Raw genomic sequence first — 16,154 nt, forward strand, 5'->3', positions numbered from 1 at the left:
CACCCGACCAACACCACCACCACCCCGACCACGACCCCCACCAACACGGCCCCGGCCCAAACCCAACCCAAACAACAAAAACTTCAACATAACCCCAACCATACAACACCCAACACCCAAAACCAAACACCCAACCCAAACATCCACCCCCCGACCACCGCAGGGATGAGGGTGGGGGCGTATCGAACGCCTCATCCAAACCGCAACCGCCCCCCACGATGATCGCAGGGGGCGGGCTCGACCAGGGCCAGAGTTTACCAACCCCCTCCCCCCACGGTGGGGGGAGGGGGTTGGGGGTGGGTTAGTTGTTGCAGATGTCGTTGTTGAGGTCGGCGGCGCGGTCGCCGTAGCTGCCGCGGCCCAGGCGGCGGCACTCCTCAACCAGGATGGCTCTGTACTCGTCGCGGTAGGTGGCAGCCAGGGTGTCTCCGGCTTTTTGGCGAGCTATGGCCTCACGCCGCGTGTACGGGAGCGAGCACACATCGGCCACACCGTCACCGTCGCTGTCCAAGGGGTAGGTGGTGGGCCCACCCAGGGAGCGGTTGGCGCAGTAGGAGGAGCCGGTGATGGTGCCCGAGTAATAGGGACCCCCGTCGTTGGGAGGCGGGAACCCCGGTGCGGCCAACTCATCGCCGCCACAGGCCTCGCCGTTGCCGGATTGCTTGGCGCACTCGGCGTTGACAAGCCGGCGATACAACTCGGGATACCGGTTGGCCAGGGTGATGATCGCGTTCTGGCGGGCTATGGCCTCGCGGCGGGTGTAGGGCAGCGAGCACACATCGGCCACGCCGTCACCGTCGCTGTCCAAAGCGAACAGGCGAGCCCCGCCCAAAGAGAACTCCGTGCAGAAACTCGGACCAGTGACAGGACCGGTGTAGTAATCCTCATCATCAACCCGGTCGTCACCGGGGGTGATGGTGGGCGAGGTACCCGCTGAGCCGCTACCGATTGCGTTGACGGCTCGCACCTCGAACACATAATCCACCGGGCCGGTGCCGGTATCGACACCGGACACAACCGTGCTGGTGGTGGCGGCCCCGACATCGGCCCAGTCGCCGAAATCACCAATCCCGATGCGGGTGCGCCACTGCCAACCCGTCACCTCAGACCCACCATCGGTACCCGCGGTCCAGGTGACGGTGATGGTGCCGTCGGTGGCCGTCGCCGACACGGTAGGGGCTTCCGGCACTGTGGCCGGGGTCGCGGTAGCGGCGGCGGCGGTGCCGGGGCCCATAGCGTTGCGGGCTCTTATGTTGAACGTGTAGGAGGTTCCATTGACCAGATCAGGCACATCCACCGAGGTGGCATCGGCACCCAACCCCATGGCGGTCAGGTCCTGCCACTCGCCACCGTTGGTGCGCAAATGCCAGGCCGTCACCGCAGAACCCCCATCATCACCGGCCGTCCACGACACAGTGACCATCCCGTCACCGGGCGTGGCGGTAACGGTGGGAGCGGCCGGGGTTGTCGCCGGTGTGGCGGTATCAACCCCAGCAGCACCATCACCCATCACGTTCCGGGCTCGAACCTGGAAGGTATAGGTGGTGCCGTTGGTGAGGTTCGAGACCGGCACCGAGGTGGTGCCGGCAGGATGGTTCACCCACTCACCGTCGTTGGTGCGCAACTGCCAACCCGTCACCGCAGAACCCCCATCGGGGCCGGGGGTCCACTCCACTGTCACCGTCTTGTCACCGGCGGTGGTGGTAACGGTGGGAGCGGCGGGCACCGTGGCCGGCGTAGCGGTGGTGGTGGCGGCGGTGCCGGGGCCCATCTTGTTCTGGGCCCTGACCTCAAACATATAAGCAGTGCCGTTGGTGAGACCATCGACCTCGCGGGTGGTGGCCGCAGCAGGCACATCAACCCAAGTGCCATAACTGCCGTCACCGGTCTTGGTGCGGTACTGCCACCCGGTAACCGGGGCGGCCCACGACGACTCCCCCACCGCACCAATAGCACCGGCTGTCCAGCCCAAAGTGACCATCATGTTGCCGGCGGTGGCGGTCACCGTGGGGGCGGGGGGCACCGCCGAGGGGGTGACCGGCTCGGACTCGAACGCGGTGCCGATCACCTCGGTGTTGGTGGTTATGGCCCGCACCTGGAAGGTATAGGCCCGGCCGTTGGCCAGACCATCAACCACCCGACTGCTGGCTGTCGCGCCGCCGGTTACCGCCGTCCATGAACCGTAACCCCCGCCGGTGGTTTTCATGCGGTACTGCCAACCCGTGATGGTGCTACCCCCCGTGTTGGGTGCTGTCCATGACAGCGTGACCTGGCCGTCACCGGCAGTGGCGGTCAGCGAGCCGGCGGTGGGGGCACCGGTTGGTATTACCGGGCCAGCCGCGATGGCGGGGCCGGAGCCGAACCGGTTCACCGCTCGCACCTCGAAGTCATAGGACACCCCGTTGACCAGGCCTCGCACCGGCACCCCAACCGATTCGGCGGGGTGGCTGGGGGTGAGGGTGTCCGGGTCCAGCGGTTGAGCGATGGGGGTACCCAAAGACTCCCACGCGTTGAAAGTGTTGCTGCCGGTGCTGCGCACCCGAACCTCGTAACTCAGAACCGATGTCCACCGCTCGCTACCGGCAGCGGAACCCCGCAGCGGGGGCACCACAGTGATCTTCACCTCACCATCACCCGGTGTCGCCGTCACCTGGCGGGGTGCTTGGGGCTTCTGGCCGGGGACAACATCCAAAGACTGCGCCGCCGCGCCGTTACCAGTACCAGTAGCCAACTGCCCCGAGGGCACCCAATCAGCCAACGCGTTCACCGCTCGCACCTGGAACCGGTACAAACGACCATTGGTCAAACCCTTCACCACCGCCGAAGTCGTCGACGGACCGCTACCGGGAACCGGCGTCCACTCACCGTCATAAGCAGTCCACGCGTCTTGCCCTGATTGGCCCCACACATTTCTCGCACCCGGCTTCCGTTGCTGTTTGCGGTACTCCCAGCGGATGATCGGCGGACCCCCAGAACCTGCCGAGGTCCACGACAACGACACCTGACCATCACCGCCGGTAGCGGTCAACCCCGACGGTGCCGGAGGGTTCACACCCGGTATCACCACTTTTTCGGGAAAGTTCTGGGAAGCTTTGTTGTACAAACCGGCACCGTTACCGTTGGAGTACAACACCACCCCGGGCAACGAGTTGGTGCCGTGCCGGTTCACCCCCCGAACCCGGAACTCGTAGGCCACCCCGTTGCGCAAACCCGACACCGTAATCCCATCAGTGGTCACCTTGGTGCTGTCCGCAGTCCGACGAGCGAACCGCTCACCAGTGTTGGCCACCGCCCACGGCGACCACTCACCACCGACGGGACGATACGAGTACTGCCAAACCGTATCGGCATTCGTACCCTCGGGGTCGGTGAAAGCATTATCATAAGCCAACACATAGTAATAATCACCATTGGCATCGGTGTTCTCAACCTCTTTGAACCGCGCAACGTTCAACCTCACCTGACCATTACTCGGCACCGCCAAGACCAGCAGTCGTGTCGGGTGAATACCGTTCCATTTATCAGCACCCGGCAAAGGCGGAGCCCCGAAAACAAACGGCATTGACTCGCCTACGTAACCCACACCCAACTCAGTCACCTGCCGATACCTGAATGTGTAAGTCTCGCCAACCCGGAAAGTCATCTCATTGAAAGGCTCGCTTCTTATGTTAGTCTGACTTTGAGTAGCCCATCCACTCCACGGCCCGTTACCAACCTTCCATGAGTACTCCCGCCTGGCAACAGTACCACCATTATGAGTATTAGAAGGTGCACGCACTTCCATCTTAGGCTTGGCGGTGCTATCAGTAAGGGGATCAGCGGTGTACCCCCGCAAAAACACATTCTCCGGCACCGCGGGAATCCCCGTGGGGAAGTTCACCCTCACAACACCCGATGTCAAACCCGCACCCCTGGCGTTATGCGCCCGGAGCAGTAAATAATGATCTCCCGTACTGAAGAAAGTCACAGAGCACTCATTAGGACAATAAGTAGCCCCGGGATTCTTGGGATCCCAAAGCCTACCAGTGGGCAACGTCACCGCCCGCAAGCCCCCACACATCGGATCGGTTCCGTTGGTGTTGTCGCACAAATCCACCCAATCCGTACCACCAGTTTGACTGGCATTTTTAGCCAAATTCGGCGCATTACCCGTACCTTCTACCCGTTTGAACTGCCACTTCGTTATTGGGGAACCACCATCATCCACCGTCCACGACAAAACCATCTGGCGCAAACCCAGCCTGAGGTCCGATACCGGCTCCACAGTCACTACCGGTGCCGATGGTGCCCTACCCGGATAAACAACCTTTGACGTCGCCACCGCACCCGGACCAACATTGTTCACCGCCCGCAACCGGAACCGATACCCCACACCGGCGGTCAGATTCGGAACCGTAAACGTAGTTACCGTACCACCCGGTATCGCCACCCAATTACCCCAATCACCGTCATCAGCCTTCAGTGAATACTCATAACGCCGGAACTTATCATTGATCATGCCCTCAGGTGGGCTCCACGTAAACGCCATCGACGATGCCGTCACAGTCCCCGTCATGAGACTACGCGGTGCCGGCAACACCACACCCGGCGATACGAACCCAGAACGGGTCGGCGTACCCGCACCCAACGCGTTGATGGCCCGCACCGCAAACACGTAATTCTTGGTGTTGTCCAAACCGCTCACGTTATAAGACCTGGTCCCAGCCCCACCGGGAACCCGGTGCCAAACAGCGTCATTCAACGCCGTATAATCCTCAGCCCACCGGACATCCCAACCCGTCACCGGCGAGCCCACAACCCCACCCGGAGACCACGACAGCAACGCTGACTTATCGCCCGCGGTCACCACTAAGTTGCGGGGAGCACCCGGTACACCCGCCACCACCGACGGCCCCACCTGCCCGAAAGCACCATTGCCGTGCTTGTTGACCGCCCGCAACCGGAACGAATACCCAACATCATTGACCAAACCCTTGATCACGAACGAATCCCGGTTTCCAGCCACCAGAACCGAACCCCTGGAATTAAGCAAATCCGGCACCACCGACCACTCAGACCAATCACCGTCACCTTGTTTGGTGGCGTACTCGTACCGCACAATATCGGCAAATCCCGACTCGGCCACCGCACCCAAAGCCTTGGTCCACTTCAACTCCACCTGAGAATCGGAAACAACAGCCCGCAAACGCGCCGGCGGCGGCGGAACGCTGGAAATCAGATACCCATCAGCGCCCGAACCGACATGCCCAATCCTGCCCGAACCCGCAGAACTAACCGCCCGCACCCAGAACCGGTATCTGCTACCAATCGTCAAACCCGACACCAGAATCGACCGAGCAGCAGCACCACCGGGCACCGTCCGCCACACAACCCCACTACGATCCCCCGTAGTGGGCGCGTTCCCCGAATTATCCACCACCCTGGCCACCGGCGGAACCCACGTGGTCCCACCATCGGTGGAGCGCGAAGACGTGTACTCATAATGCGAAATACCGGCAGCACCCGCACCCGGCACCCCCCACGACACCAGCACCTGACCACCACTCAACACCACCCCCGCCGTGGTCGTCGGAACCGCCGGCGCATTCTGCGCACCCACAACCCCCACCGGCACCAGCACCGACACCAACAACCCCATAACCCCCAACAGGACCAACGAGCCCCGGCCCCCAACCCGGCCCCGGCCAGAACCCGGAAAACCGCGAAGATTCAACAATGAAAAACTCAACATAGAGCTTACTATAGCATCACCCCCCCCCCCCCCGACAACAACCACCTACCAAAAAATGACGAAATTAAATGAAGAATTGCAGTAGGTGGTTGTGCTCGCCGATGTGGGGTGCCCGGTGGCGGATGAGGTACGGGGATTTTGGCGCTATGAAGGGGGCCCCCGGGTAGGTGAAGCTTCGCCCCAGATCATCGTGCTCCACCTCAACGGGAAATCCCCGCTGCCGGAAGTGGGGGTCGGCCAGCACCTCCTCGGGAGAGTAGATGATGCCCACGGCCAGACCCCGCTGTTGGGCCCCGACGAAGAACTCGTGCGAGGTCACGTTCTCGGCTATGAACCGCACCGCGTCGCGACCGGCCCCGAAGATGGCGGTGGCTTCCGGATCCTGACCCACCATGGACAGGTGCAGGGGCTCCTCGCGCTGGGCCCCCATCTCGAGGAAGAAAGCCTCCTCGAAGCGATCCCGCAGACCGAGATCCTCCAACCAGCCCAGCACCGCGGTGAAGTCCCGGGAACTGCGGGGCGGGAAACCGGTATGCACATCCACCCCATCGGCTGCCATGGCCCGAACGAACGTGGTGGGGTGAACCGCAGCATGGCGACCGGTCTGGCGCTGCACCTCGGCCCCGGCCACCAGCCACTCGACCGAGGCGAACTCGGTGGTCACGTTGGCGGCGGCATGCATGCTGACATCCACGAACTGGCCCCGGCCGGTGCGATTGCGAGCCAGCAGCGCTGTCTGCGCTGCGAGCACGGCGAACACCGAACCGGTCTGATAACCCTGATTGCCGCCACCCCGCTGGGGCGGGATGGTGTGATCGTCGTAACCGCAGCTCCATACCGGCCCGCCCGCGGCCAGCACGGTGAGGTCTACGCTCTGCTCCCGGGACCGGGGGCCCTGGCGACCGAACGGGGTGAGCGCTATCCATATGAGCTCCGGGTGCGCGGCCCGCAGGACATCGTGGTCCACCCCCAGGTCGGCCAGCCGCCCGGGACGCTCCGACTCCAGCACCACATCGGCAGTGCCCACCAGCGTTCGGAACCGGTCCCGATCAGCGGCCTCATCCAGGTTGAGGACCACGCTCAGTTTGGAGGCGTTGTAGTGCCACCACCACAAGCTGCGTTCCGGGCCGGGTTCGTCGTTGAGGAACGGCTCGAAACCCCGGCTGTGGTGACCACCGGGAGGCTCGACCAGGATGACCTCTGCCCCCATACCGGCCAGCAGCAACCCGGCATACGCCGATGCCTCCCCGGCCAGCTCCACAACCCTGAGGCCCTCCAGCGCCCCCGGTGTTTCCGCCCCCGGTGTTTCGCCGGCCACCATCAGATCACACCCTGGGCGCGGTTTGCCGGCCACCATCAGATCACACCTTCGGCGGCCAAATCGGCCAGTTCCTTGTCGGAGTGCCCGAGCAGGCCGTTGAGAACCTGATGGTTGTGCTGACCCAGCAGGGGGGCACCCCGCTCCAGCACCCAGTCGGTCTCCGAGAAATGGGCCGGGATACCGTCCACCCGCACCCTGCCCATCTCGCGGTGGGTGACGGTGGGCCACAGCCCCCAAGCCTCGGTGTTGGGATCGTTGTCCACCCGATCCACCGGTTTGGCAACCCCGGCGGCAGGGACCCCCACCGCCTGGAGCTGGGCGGCGGCATCGAACCGATCCCGACCCGAAGTCCAGGCCCGCACCGCCTCGTCGAGGTCATCCTCATGGGCCAGCCGACCGGCCAGGTCGTCGAACCGGGTGTCGTCCACCCCCATTATTGTGGCCAGGGCATGCCAGTCGCGGTCGTTGCGGGCGGCCAGCGCCAACCAGGCGTCGGGGCCGGCGGCCTCGTAGATGCCGTGGGGGGCCATGGCCGGGAACTGGCTGCGGTTGCTGTAGGGCATACCGTTGCGCCGAAGCGCCCGCCCGTTCACGGTGTGATCCAGCACTACGGGGCCGAGCATGGAGGCCCCGGCATCGGTGCACGACATATCGATCCACTGGCCCTCGCCGGTACGGCTGCGGTGGATCAGACCGGCCATGATGGCCATGGCCATGAAATTGCCCCCGTGGTGATCCATGTAGGAGTACCCCCACCCGGCCGAGGGCATGTCGGGCATACCGGAGGTGAACGTGAGCCCGCAGCAGGCCTGAACTATGGGCCCCCATGTTTTGTACCGGCGGTAGGGGCCGGCGTGGCCGAAACCGCAGTTGGACACGTACACGATGTCGGGTTTGATCTCCCGGAGGCGGTCGTAGCCGAAACCGAGCCGTTCGAGCACCCCGGCGGCAAAGTTCTCGGTGACCGCATCGCTCACCGCGATGATCTCGGCCAGTAGCTCCTTGCCCCGATCGGTGCGGAGGTTGAGGGTGACCCCCAGCTTCTCCACGTTGTGGTTGTTGAAGCACCCGCCGAACTCGTGACCCCGGCGGTCATCCACGAACGGTGCCGTACCCCGCAGCACATCCCACTGGCCGAGGCGCACCGGATCTTCGATACGGATTATCTCGGCTCCGAAGGCAGCCATCCACCGAGTGGCTCCCGCCCCGGCCAACTGCCCGGTGAAATCGCATACCCGGATGTGGGACAAAGCCTCGGACTTCACCTTACGCGGTTTCGCCGGTATCTGCCTGGATGACATGGGCCTGGATGGCGGCACGGCTCGACCTTACGCGGTTTCACCGGTACGGGTTTGGATGGGGACACGGCCCGACCTTACGCGGTTTCACCGGTATCTGCCTGGATGACATGGGCCTGGATGGGGGCCAGCACCTCGCTTCTTCGGACCTGGCCGGTGGTTTGTTTCACGGTTTCAAGATGGCGGCCAGCAGGTCCCGGCGGCGGACCTGGCCGGTGGCCGGGGTGCGGGGGATGGTGCCGGTTACCTCTATCCGGCGGGGGTGCTTGAACCGGGCCAGGCGGCTGCCGAGGTGGGCCTGCACGGTATCGGGAGCCGGCAGCGTGGCCCCCGGTGCCATTACGAAGACGGCGCACACCACCTCACCCCAGCGGTCGTCGGGGACACCCACCACCACCACTTCGGCCACCCCGGGGAAATCGGCCAGATGGCCCTCCACCTCGGCGGGTGACACCGTCTCACCGCCGGTGCGGATCACGTCCTTCACCCGGCCGATCACGGAGTAGAAGCCGTCAGCATCCACCGTGGCCAGATCGCCGGTTTTGAACCAGCCGTCGGGGGTGAACGCCTCGGCGGTGGCCTCGGGGTCGTCGAAGTAGCCGTCGAACATGAACGGGGAGCGGGTTTGCAGCTCACCCCGGTGGAGGCGCACCTCAACCCCGGTATGGGCCTGGCCGCAACTACCCGGCCGAGCCTCCATGTGGGTGTCGTCCAGCATGGTTACCGAGCCGGCTTCGGTGGATCCGTAGAACACCCGCCGGTGGGCGTTGGGCATCGCTTCCTTCAGCTCGGCCAGCAGCTCCGGCGGGGTGGCCGATGTGCCCGAGGTGGTGAACCGCAACGAGGCCATGTCCCGGTGGCGGCCGGCCTCGAGAACCCGCTGCCACACCGCGGGGATGCAGTTCATGTAGGCGGCCTCATGGGACTCGACCGCATCAATCAGCCCACCGGCCTCGGCCCGGTCGGTGAACACCACCAGCCCCCGGGCCTGCCAGGCCTGAAGGGCGATGGTCCACGCCCCCATGTGGAACATGGGAAACATGCATACCGTGGCCCCCCGGGGTTCCAGCAGCGCCGGCGGGCGGGTGCGGAGCCAGTTGCACCGGTGGGACAGCACCACGCCCTTTGGTCGCCCGCTGCTGCCGCTGGTGAAGAACACCACGTGTGGGTCGTTTTCCGATGGAGCCTGCGCCGGGGCTGGGGCCGATGCCGGGGCCGGCTCGGCCGGGGTCGTCTCAGGCAAGGTTGTCTCGGCCGGGGTCGTCAGGTCGAGTCCCGGCCCGGTTCCGCCCAACCGGGCCAGTGGCACCCCGACCGTTTCGCAAACCGCGTTGGCGGCCTCGGCGTGGGCGGGATCGGTCACCAGCAGCCGGGGGCGGGCCAGGCCCACCATCTCGGCGGCCTCGCCGGATGACAGCCGGGCGTTGGCCGGGGCGAACACCGCTCCGATCCGGGCCAGGGCTACGAACAGAACCACCGACTCGAGGTTGTTGTCGCTCCAGGTCACCACCCGGTCGCCCCGCCTCACCCCGAGCCGGGCCAGCACGGAGCCCATCCGGTGGGCCCGGCGGCTCAACTCCCCGTAAGTGAGCGTCTGCCCGGCCAAAATTGCCGCCGGCCGAGAAGGCACCGTGGCCGCCGCATTGTCAAACACCGACCCAATAACCAGCTCCATCACCGAGCACACTACCGGCGTGACAGTATTTAGCATTTGTTGGGGGGGGTGGGGGGATTATACGGAAAGGTGCCGAAGCCGAGGTCAGAGCCATAAATCCGCTGTCACACCCCCTCGCTACTGTATGGTCATGGTTACGAACGCACCCGGCAGGCACTTCCGCAAAGGACTGACCCTGGTTCACCAGATGGGCAGCGCCGTGAAGGGTGCTGTCGGCAAGCAGCTCCGTTACCGCGTTCTGGCCGCGGCATAGGGCGATGCTGGCTGAGACGGCGGCTGTCGCTGATCGGAACCAGCGGTGGGCATCGAGTCCGCTCATCCCATCGTGGGTTGATGTCTCCACCGTGGGGCTGGACCAGATATTCACGCGTCCCGAGTTGGCAGCCCGATGCTACGCCGATCTGACGACGCGGATGCGAGCGGATCATGCTCCTGTCGATGACTACCAGTTCGTCGAGCCGGGAGCCGGTGCGGGAGCGTTCTACGACCTGTTGCCACCGGACCGACGCACCGGACTGGACATCCTGCCGCGGCGCGACGACTTCGAGCGCGGCGACTTCTTGACATGGCATCCTGCGACCATGGGCCGTCACGCCGTGATCGGCAACCCGCCGTTCGGATATCGGGCATGGCTCGCGCTGGCATTCGTCAACCACGCCGCAACGTTCGCCGACTACGCCGGTCTGATCCTGCCGATGGCCTTCCAGTCGGAGGGCAAGGGCAGCCCCAAGCATCGAGTGACCGGAATGCGGCTCATCCACTCCGAACCGCTGCCACCGGACAGCTTCGTCCACGCCGACGGCCGGGATGTCAAGATCAACGCGCTCTGGCAGGTCTGGCAGCGCGGTGTCAACAACAGGCCCCCCGCCCAGCGCTGCGACGAGTGGATCGACCTGTTCACCGTCGATCAGCGCAAGGAGCGACTATGCGGACAGGAACGGATGGCCGAGGCCGACTGGTTCCTGCAACGTACCTTCTACCACGAGCCGCCCAAGCCGGTGCGTGCGTTCTCGCTGGTGCGGTACGTCTGCGGCTATGGCATCGTCATTCACAAGGCTAAGCGCGCCGTGAGCGAAGCGCTGCAACGAACCGATTGGCGGCACTATAGCAACCTCGCCGCGCACAACTGCCGTCATATCTCGATGTACCACATCCGCCAAGCCGTCATCGATGCCGGATTCGTGAATGGTTGACGCAAAGGCGATCCTTGCCGCGGTGCTCGACGGCTACGCCGACGACAACAAGTGGATAGGGTCACGTTTCGAGGCCATCAAACGACTCTCCAACACGAAGGTGGGTACCGTAGGGCAGGACTTTGTGGAGGGGCTCTGCGACGAGTTGAACTTCGAGGCCGAGTTGCCCGTAGGTCGCAGTCCTCAATCGCCGTGGGACATTCGCATCGAGGGTGTCACCTTCGAGTTGAAGACCGCCACCGAGGACGTGAACGGCTCGTTTCAGTTCAACCACATTCGCTACCACCGCAAGTACCAGGGCTTGCTGTGCGTCGGGATCGGTCCCGATGACATCGGTTTCGACGCGTGGAGCAAGGCCGACGTAACAACCGGCGCAGCCGGGCATCTGGTTTCGATGGATCAGGGATCGTCAGCAACGTGGAAGCTCACCAAGCGCTCCGGAGCGCTCCGGCCGATAGCGGACTTCGAGTCGCACCTGCTAAACCTCATCGTTCAGATAGAGCAAGGAGGCACCCCATGAACATCAAGTCCAAGCAGATGCTCCGTTGGCACCTTTTCGCATAAACTTCGTATAACCCCTTTTATTGGTTGCCCGATATGGAGATTTTTGATCCGCTGGCCCACACCGGCGATGTGCCCTACGCCAAGCTGGCCGGGCTGCGAGACGAGTGCCCGGTGGCCCGCACCCCCAGCGGGTGGTACCTCACCAGGTTCGACGATGTGCTGACCGCCACCAAGGATGTGGATACCTTCGTGTCCAGCTTCCGAGACCCCGGTGTGGTGGTGCCCGAGGAGGAGAAGCTGATCAGCGAGATCGCCGAGCCCCGCCACGGCAAGGTGCGGCGGATCATCAACGCCACCGTGGCCCACCACAAGTCGATGCGGGCCGAGCCGTTCGTGCGTGATCTGTGCCACCAGTACCTGGACCCCATCCTGGAGAGGGGCCACGGCGAGCTGGTGGCCGAGTTCATCACCCCGGTGCCCATCAACGTGATCTCCCACCTCATCGGCGTACCGGCCGAGGACTGGGGGCGGTTCCACGCCTGGACCGACGAGGTGGTGCTGGGGTCGTACTCCCGGACCAACCGGAACGAGCGGGGCGAGGGTTTGGCCGGTGCCCACCCCGAGTTCTGCGCCTACCTGGACGCGCTGATCGCCGAGCGGAGGGCCGGCGATGAGGCTCCCGATGACCTGGTGACCCGGCTCATCACCACCGAGATCGACGGCCACCGCCTTACCGATGTGGAGATACGCACCCAGCTCGCCTTCCTCATCATGTCGGGCAACGAGACCACCCGGCACCTGATCGGCAACCTGCTTGGGCGCATCATCGAGGATCCCGATCTGTTCGCCACCCTGAAGGCCGACCGGGGGCTGTGCGAGCGGGCGGTGGAGGAGTCGCTGCGGATCGACTCCCCGGTTCACATGCTCATCAGGGACTGCACCGCCGACACCGATGCGTTCGGGGTGCCCATGCGCAGCGGCGACAAGATCGTGTTCGGCATATCGTCGGCCAACCGGGACGAGGACTATTTCGAGGATCCCGAAGTGTTCCGGCTCGACCGGGATCGTCCCAAGGACCATGTCGCCTTCGGCGGTGGCCCGCACATCTGCCCCGGTGCCAGCCTGGCTCGGCTCGAGGGCCGGGTGGCGCTGGAGGTGTTCTTGGATCGGGTGGCCGCCGCCGAGCCGGTTCCGGGCCGGCCCCGCCGGAAAACCCCGGTGTTCTGGGCCAACGGACCCGACCGGCTGGATGCCCTGCTGACCCCCGAACCACGTTCGGGCCAGTAGCCCTGCTGACCCCCGAACCACTTTCGGACCAGTAGCCCATAAAGCCAGCCTCAACCATGGCTGAACTGGACCACGATGTAGCCGCCTTCTGGCACGCTGCTCTGCGCCACAACCCTGAACTATGCGACTTGGTGGCGGATTTTGACCCCACCCGCAAGGCTGTCTCTGACCTAGCCAATCACCGGCCCCGGGATCTGCTGGAGCATGGGTTCCAAACACTGGTGCTCAACCGCACCCGACGCGGTGGCATCCTCGCTCCAGGTGCCGCCTTGACCAAGTCGGGGGAGAACAACAAAGGCCTGTCCTCCCGCTGGTACCCCGATACCATTATCCAACGTTTGCAGAACATCGAGGCCCATAAAGCACGAATTATGTTCTGCGAAACCGACGGCCTTGAACTATTGGAGGTAGCGGTTGGAATCCCCGGTGTCGTGGCTTTCATCGATCCCCCGTACACAGTGGGAGGCAAAAGAGCTGGCAACCGACTTTATGCTCATCATCGAATCGAACACCGGCGGCTATTTAAGATTCTTGCCGAGACTACCGCGGACTTCCTGATGACTTACGACCGCTCACCAGAAATAGTAGAACTTATCAAAGAACACAGATTCCATGCCGTTGAAGTTGTGATGCGTAACACACACCATGCCCACATATCAGAACTGCTCATAACCCGACGACCGCTATGAACCAGCGGGGTACCAGCTTTAGTCACGCGGTGCGTAGGGGGATGCCTGCGGTGGAGCCGCCGTCGATTATGTACTCGTGGCCGGTCTGGTAGGAAGCGGCGTCCGACACCAGGTAGCAGGCCAGGTCGGCCACCTCATCGGCCACGCCGGCCCGGCGCAGTGGCACGTGGTCGAACAGTTCGGGACGTCCATGGCGGTCGGCCGGCAACATGGCGGTTTCGATCGGGCCGGGGTGTATGGAGTTCACCCTGATTCCCAGGGGACCCAGCTCGATGGCCGCCACCTTGGACAGACCCCGGACCGCCCACTTCGTACCCCCGTAAGCCGCATGGTGGGCGATGCCGACCATCCCGGCTACGGAGGAGATGTTGACTATCGCTCCGCCGCCGGCCTCGGCCATGGGCGCGGCCACACTCCGGATTCCCAGGAACGAGCCCAGGTAGTTGACCTCCCATATCCGGTGCAGGCTCTTTGGGGTCTCCTCGAGCAACGGAGCGGTCCAGTGAATGGCGGCGTTGTTGACCAGCGCCCGCAATGGCCCCCGTTTCGTGGCGGCGACCACCACCCGGGCCCAGTCGTCGGGAGAAGTCACATCGTGGTGCAAGTACACGGCTCGGCCGCCCAACTCGGCGGCCACCGCCTCTCCGGGCTCGTCGAGCACATCGCCCATCACCACGAATGCGCCCTCGGCTACGAACTTGCGGGCCTCGGCCTCACCCTGGCCCCGAGCCGCCCCGGTGATGATCGCCACCCGCCCATCCAGACATCCCATGTTGAAGTTCTAGCCGATCCAACCCGGGGCCGGAAACAAAAGCAGCCGGTGAGTGGCTCAACCCGGGGCAAAGGGCAAAGGGCAAAGGGTGGCTTGCGAAGCTAGGTCGTCTCGGCGCGCTCTTCCTCGGATCGAATCTGGTCGCGCAGGGGGATCTGGCGGATGGCCAGGGCAGCCAGAATGCCCAGGGCGATGATCGGCGCGCCCACGACGAAGCAGCGTTGCACCCCCAGCGTGAAGGAGTCCAGCACCGCTTCCAGCGTGGAGGGATCCTGGATGGCTCTGATCTGCTGGGGGCTGCCCAGCAGCTTGTCGGGATCGGGCAGCGCGGCGAGTTGGGCGGGGGTCACCCTGGACTCCAGGGAGGAGTTCAAGCCCGCGGCGTAGATGGCACCCATGACCGCAGCCCCTATGGTTCCGCCCAGGGACCTCACGAAGTTGGTGGCCGCGCTCACCATTCCGATGTCGCGGTGGGGGCTGGCGTTCTGCACCACCAGCACCAGCACCGGCATGGTCATCCCCAACCCCAGACCTATTACGAACACCATGAGCCCCACCTGAACCTGGGTGACACCCCGTTCCGTGAACAGGGCCAAAAGCACCATGCCCGCAGCCATCAGCGTGGTACCGAGAACCAGAAACTCCCGGTAACGTCCGAACCGGGTGAGCAGCCTCCCCGACCCGACCGAGGTGAGAATGATGCCGATGAACATGGGCATCATGTTCAACCCCGAGCCGGTGGCGCTCACCCCCGACACCACCTGGAGAAACACCGGGACGAACAGCGTGGCCCCGAACATGACCAGCCCTATGAGCATCATCACCACCATGGACCAGCGCACGATGTCGTTGGAGTAGAGCCGGGGCGGAAGTATCGGATCGCCGGCTCGGGTCTCCCACCAGAAGAACGCGGCCAGCAGAGCGGCCGATGCCACCAGGACCAGGATCATTCCGGTGGATCCCCAGGCCAGCTCGTCGCCCCCCAGGCTGAGGGCGATCAGCAGAGGGCTGAACCCGGCGATGAGCAGGCCCGCACCCGTCCAGTCGATCGGTCGGGACGTCATTTGGATGCGGACGTTGAACAGCACCGCCATTGCCGCCATCGACACCAGGCCGACCGGGATGTTCACGTAGAAAACCCAGCGCCAGCCCAGATGATCCACGAAGAAACCGCCGATGAGAGGCCCGGCCACGCTGGCGGCACCGAACGTGCCCGCTATGTAACCCTGGTAACGGCCCCGCTCGGTGGGGGCCACCACGTCACCCACTATGGCCATGGGCAGGGCCAGCAAGCCGCCACCGGCCAAGCCCTGCAACGCTCGGAACAGCACGAGTTGCAACATCGTCTGGGAAAGGGCGGCCAGCGCCGAGGTGATGATGAAGAAACCGATGGTGAGCTGGAAGACCAGCTTGCGACCGTATATATCGCTGAGCTTGCCGATGAGCGGGGTGGCGATGGTGCCGGTGAGCAGGTAGGAGGTGATGATCCAGGCCACCTGATCCTGGCCGCCCAGCTCGCCGGCGATGGTGGGCACGGCGGTGGCCAGCACCGAGTTGTCCAGTGCGGCCAGGAACATGCCGGTCATCAGGGCGACCATGATGATGTGGACCTGGCGGGGAGCGAGATCCTCGGGCTCCACCAACTCGGGATTGAACAGGCGGGCCATCATCGTCAGGTATATCC

The 16,154-nt window shown here is 64.4% G+C and carries 11 protein-coding genes; 5 read left to right on the forward strand and 6 right to left on the reverse strand.

Features of this window, described 5'->3' with window-relative positions:
* Positions 1–301 precede the first annotated feature (301 nt).
* The 4 genes from ACOGXC_RS09265 to ACOGXC_RS09280 all read right to left on the reverse strand — a co-directional run bounded on the left by ACOGXC_RS09265 (position 302) and on the right by ACOGXC_RS09280 (position 10,025).
* Positions 302–5,638: a fibronectin type III domain-containing protein gene (locus ACOGXC_RS09265; RefSeq protein ID WP_419917911.1), complete on the reverse strand. Its 5,337-nt coding sequence runs from the start codon at positions 5,636–5,638 to the stop codon at positions 302–304.
* Between the two features lie 157 nt (positions 5,639–5,795).
* A complete protein-coding gene (locus ACOGXC_RS09270) occupies positions 5,796–7,052 on the reverse strand; it encodes a CaiB/BaiF CoA transferase family protein (RefSeq protein WP_419917912.1) in 1,257 nt (418 codons plus the stop codon).
* A 35-nt stretch (positions 7,053–7,087) separates the two neighbouring features.
* Entirely contained in the window at positions 7,088–8,317 is a 1,230-nt protein-coding gene (locus tag ACOGXC_RS09275; RefSeq protein ID WP_419917913.1) for a CaiB/BaiF CoA transferase family protein, read from the reverse strand.
* A gap of 199 nt (positions 8,318–8,516) precedes the next feature.
* Positions 8,517–10,025, reverse strand: coding sequence for a class I adenylate-forming enzyme family protein (locus tag ACOGXC_RS09280; protein WP_419917914.1), 1,509 nt, complete (start codon positions 10,023–10,025; stop codon positions 8,517–8,519).
* Positions 10,026–10,155: 130 nt separating this feature from the next.
* Between ACOGXC_RS09280 and ACOGXC_RS09285 the strand changes: the two genes are divergently transcribed.
* The 5 genes from ACOGXC_RS09285 (at position 10,156) to ACOGXC_RS09305 (ending at position 13,698) form a co-directional block, all read left to right on the forward strand.
* Positions 10,156–10,278, forward strand: a complete 123-nt coding sequence (locus tag ACOGXC_RS09285) for a hypothetical protein (RefSeq protein WP_419917915.1) — start codon at positions 10,156–10,158, stop codon at positions 10,276–10,278.
* Positions 10,279–10,282: 4 nt separating this feature from the next.
* Positions 10,283–11,218, forward strand: coding sequence for a hypothetical protein (locus tag ACOGXC_RS09290; RefSeq protein WP_419917916.1), 936 nt, complete (start codon positions 10,283–10,285; stop codon positions 11,216–11,218).
* Complete coding sequence (locus tag ACOGXC_RS09295) at positions 11,211–11,738, forward strand: hypothetical protein (RefSeq protein ID WP_419917917.1); 528 nt, start codon at positions 11,211–11,213, stop codon at positions 11,736–11,738. Before ACOGXC_RS09290 ends, ACOGXC_RS09295 begins: the two co-directional genes overlap by 8 nt.
* Before the next feature lie 77 nt (positions 11,739–11,815).
* Positions 11,816–13,009 (forward strand): cytochrome P450, encoded by a 1,194-nt coding sequence (locus ACOGXC_RS09300; RefSeq protein WP_419917918.1) that lies wholly within the window; start codon positions 11,816–11,818, stop codon positions 13,007–13,009.
* 56 nt (positions 13,010–13,065) lie between these two features.
* Complete coding sequence (locus ACOGXC_RS09305; protein WP_419917919.1) at positions 13,066–13,698, forward strand: DNA adenine methylase; 633 nt, start codon at positions 13,066–13,068, stop codon at positions 13,696–13,698.
* 22 nt (positions 13,699–13,720) lie between these two features.
* On the opposite strand, the gene ACOGXC_RS09310 is transcribed toward ACOGXC_RS09305, so the two are convergent.
* Both ACOGXC_RS09310 and ACOGXC_RS09315 read right to left on the reverse strand, forming a co-directional pair.
* The gene (locus tag ACOGXC_RS09310) at positions 13,721–14,470 is read right to left on the reverse strand and encodes an SDR family oxidoreductase (RefSeq protein WP_419917920.1); all 750 of its coding nucleotides are present in this window, start codon (positions 14,468–14,470) and stop codon (positions 13,721–13,723) included.
* 101 nt (positions 14,471–14,571) lie between these two features.
* On the reverse strand, positions 14,572–16,137 hold the full coding sequence (locus ACOGXC_RS09315) for an MDR family MFS transporter (RefSeq protein ID WP_419917921.1): 1,566 nt from the start codon (positions 16,135–16,137) through the stop codon (positions 14,572–14,574).
* Positions 16,138–16,154 lie beyond the last annotated feature (17 nt).

This window comes from Candidatus Poriferisocius sp. (assembly GCF_965202595.1).
Lineage (GTDB): Bacteria > Actinomycetota > Acidimicrobiia > Acidimicrobiales > Bin134 > Poriferisocius.

Bases quoted from the DNA above. Each gene is read 5' to 3' on its own strand.
- ACOGXC_RS09280 (WP_419917914.1), bottom strand. From the start codon at position 10,025: ATGGAGCTGGTTATTGGGTCGGTGTTTGACAATGCGGCGGCCACGGTG.
- ACOGXC_RS09285 (WP_419917915.1), top strand. From the start codon at position 10,156: ATGGTTACGAACGCACCCGGCAGGCACTTCCGCAAAGGACTGACCCTG.
- ACOGXC_RS09310 (WP_419917920.1), bottom strand. From the start codon at position 14,470: ATGGGATGTCTGGATGGGCGGGTGGCGATCATCACCGGGGCGGCTCGG.
- ACOGXC_RS09315 (WP_419917921.1), bottom strand. From the start codon at position 16,137: ATGGCCCGCCTGTTCAATCCCGAGTTGGTGGAGCCCGAGGATCTCGCT.
- ACOGXC_RS09270 (WP_419917912.1), bottom strand. From the start codon at position 7,052: ATGGTGGCCGGCGAAACACCGGGGGCGGAAACACCGGGGGCGCTGGAG.
- ACOGXC_RS09300 (WP_419917918.1), top strand. From the start codon at position 11,816: ATGGAGATTTTTGATCCGCTGGCCCACACCGGCGATGTGCCCTACGCC.
- ACOGXC_RS09265 (WP_419917911.1), bottom strand. From the start codon at position 5,638: ATGGGGTTGTTGGTGTCGGTGCTGGTGCCGGTGGGGGTTGTGGGTGCG.
- ACOGXC_RS09305 (WP_419917919.1), top strand. From the start codon at position 13,066: ATGGCTGAACTGGACCACGATGTAGCCGCCTTCTGGCACGCTGCTCTG.
- ACOGXC_RS09295 (WP_419917917.1), top strand. From the start codon at position 11,211: ATGGTTGACGCAAAGGCGATCCTTGCCGCGGTGCTCGACGGCTACGCC.
- ACOGXC_RS09290 (WP_419917916.1), top strand. From the start codon at position 10,283: ATGCTGGCTGAGACGGCGGCTGTCGCTGATCGGAACCAGCGGTGGGCA.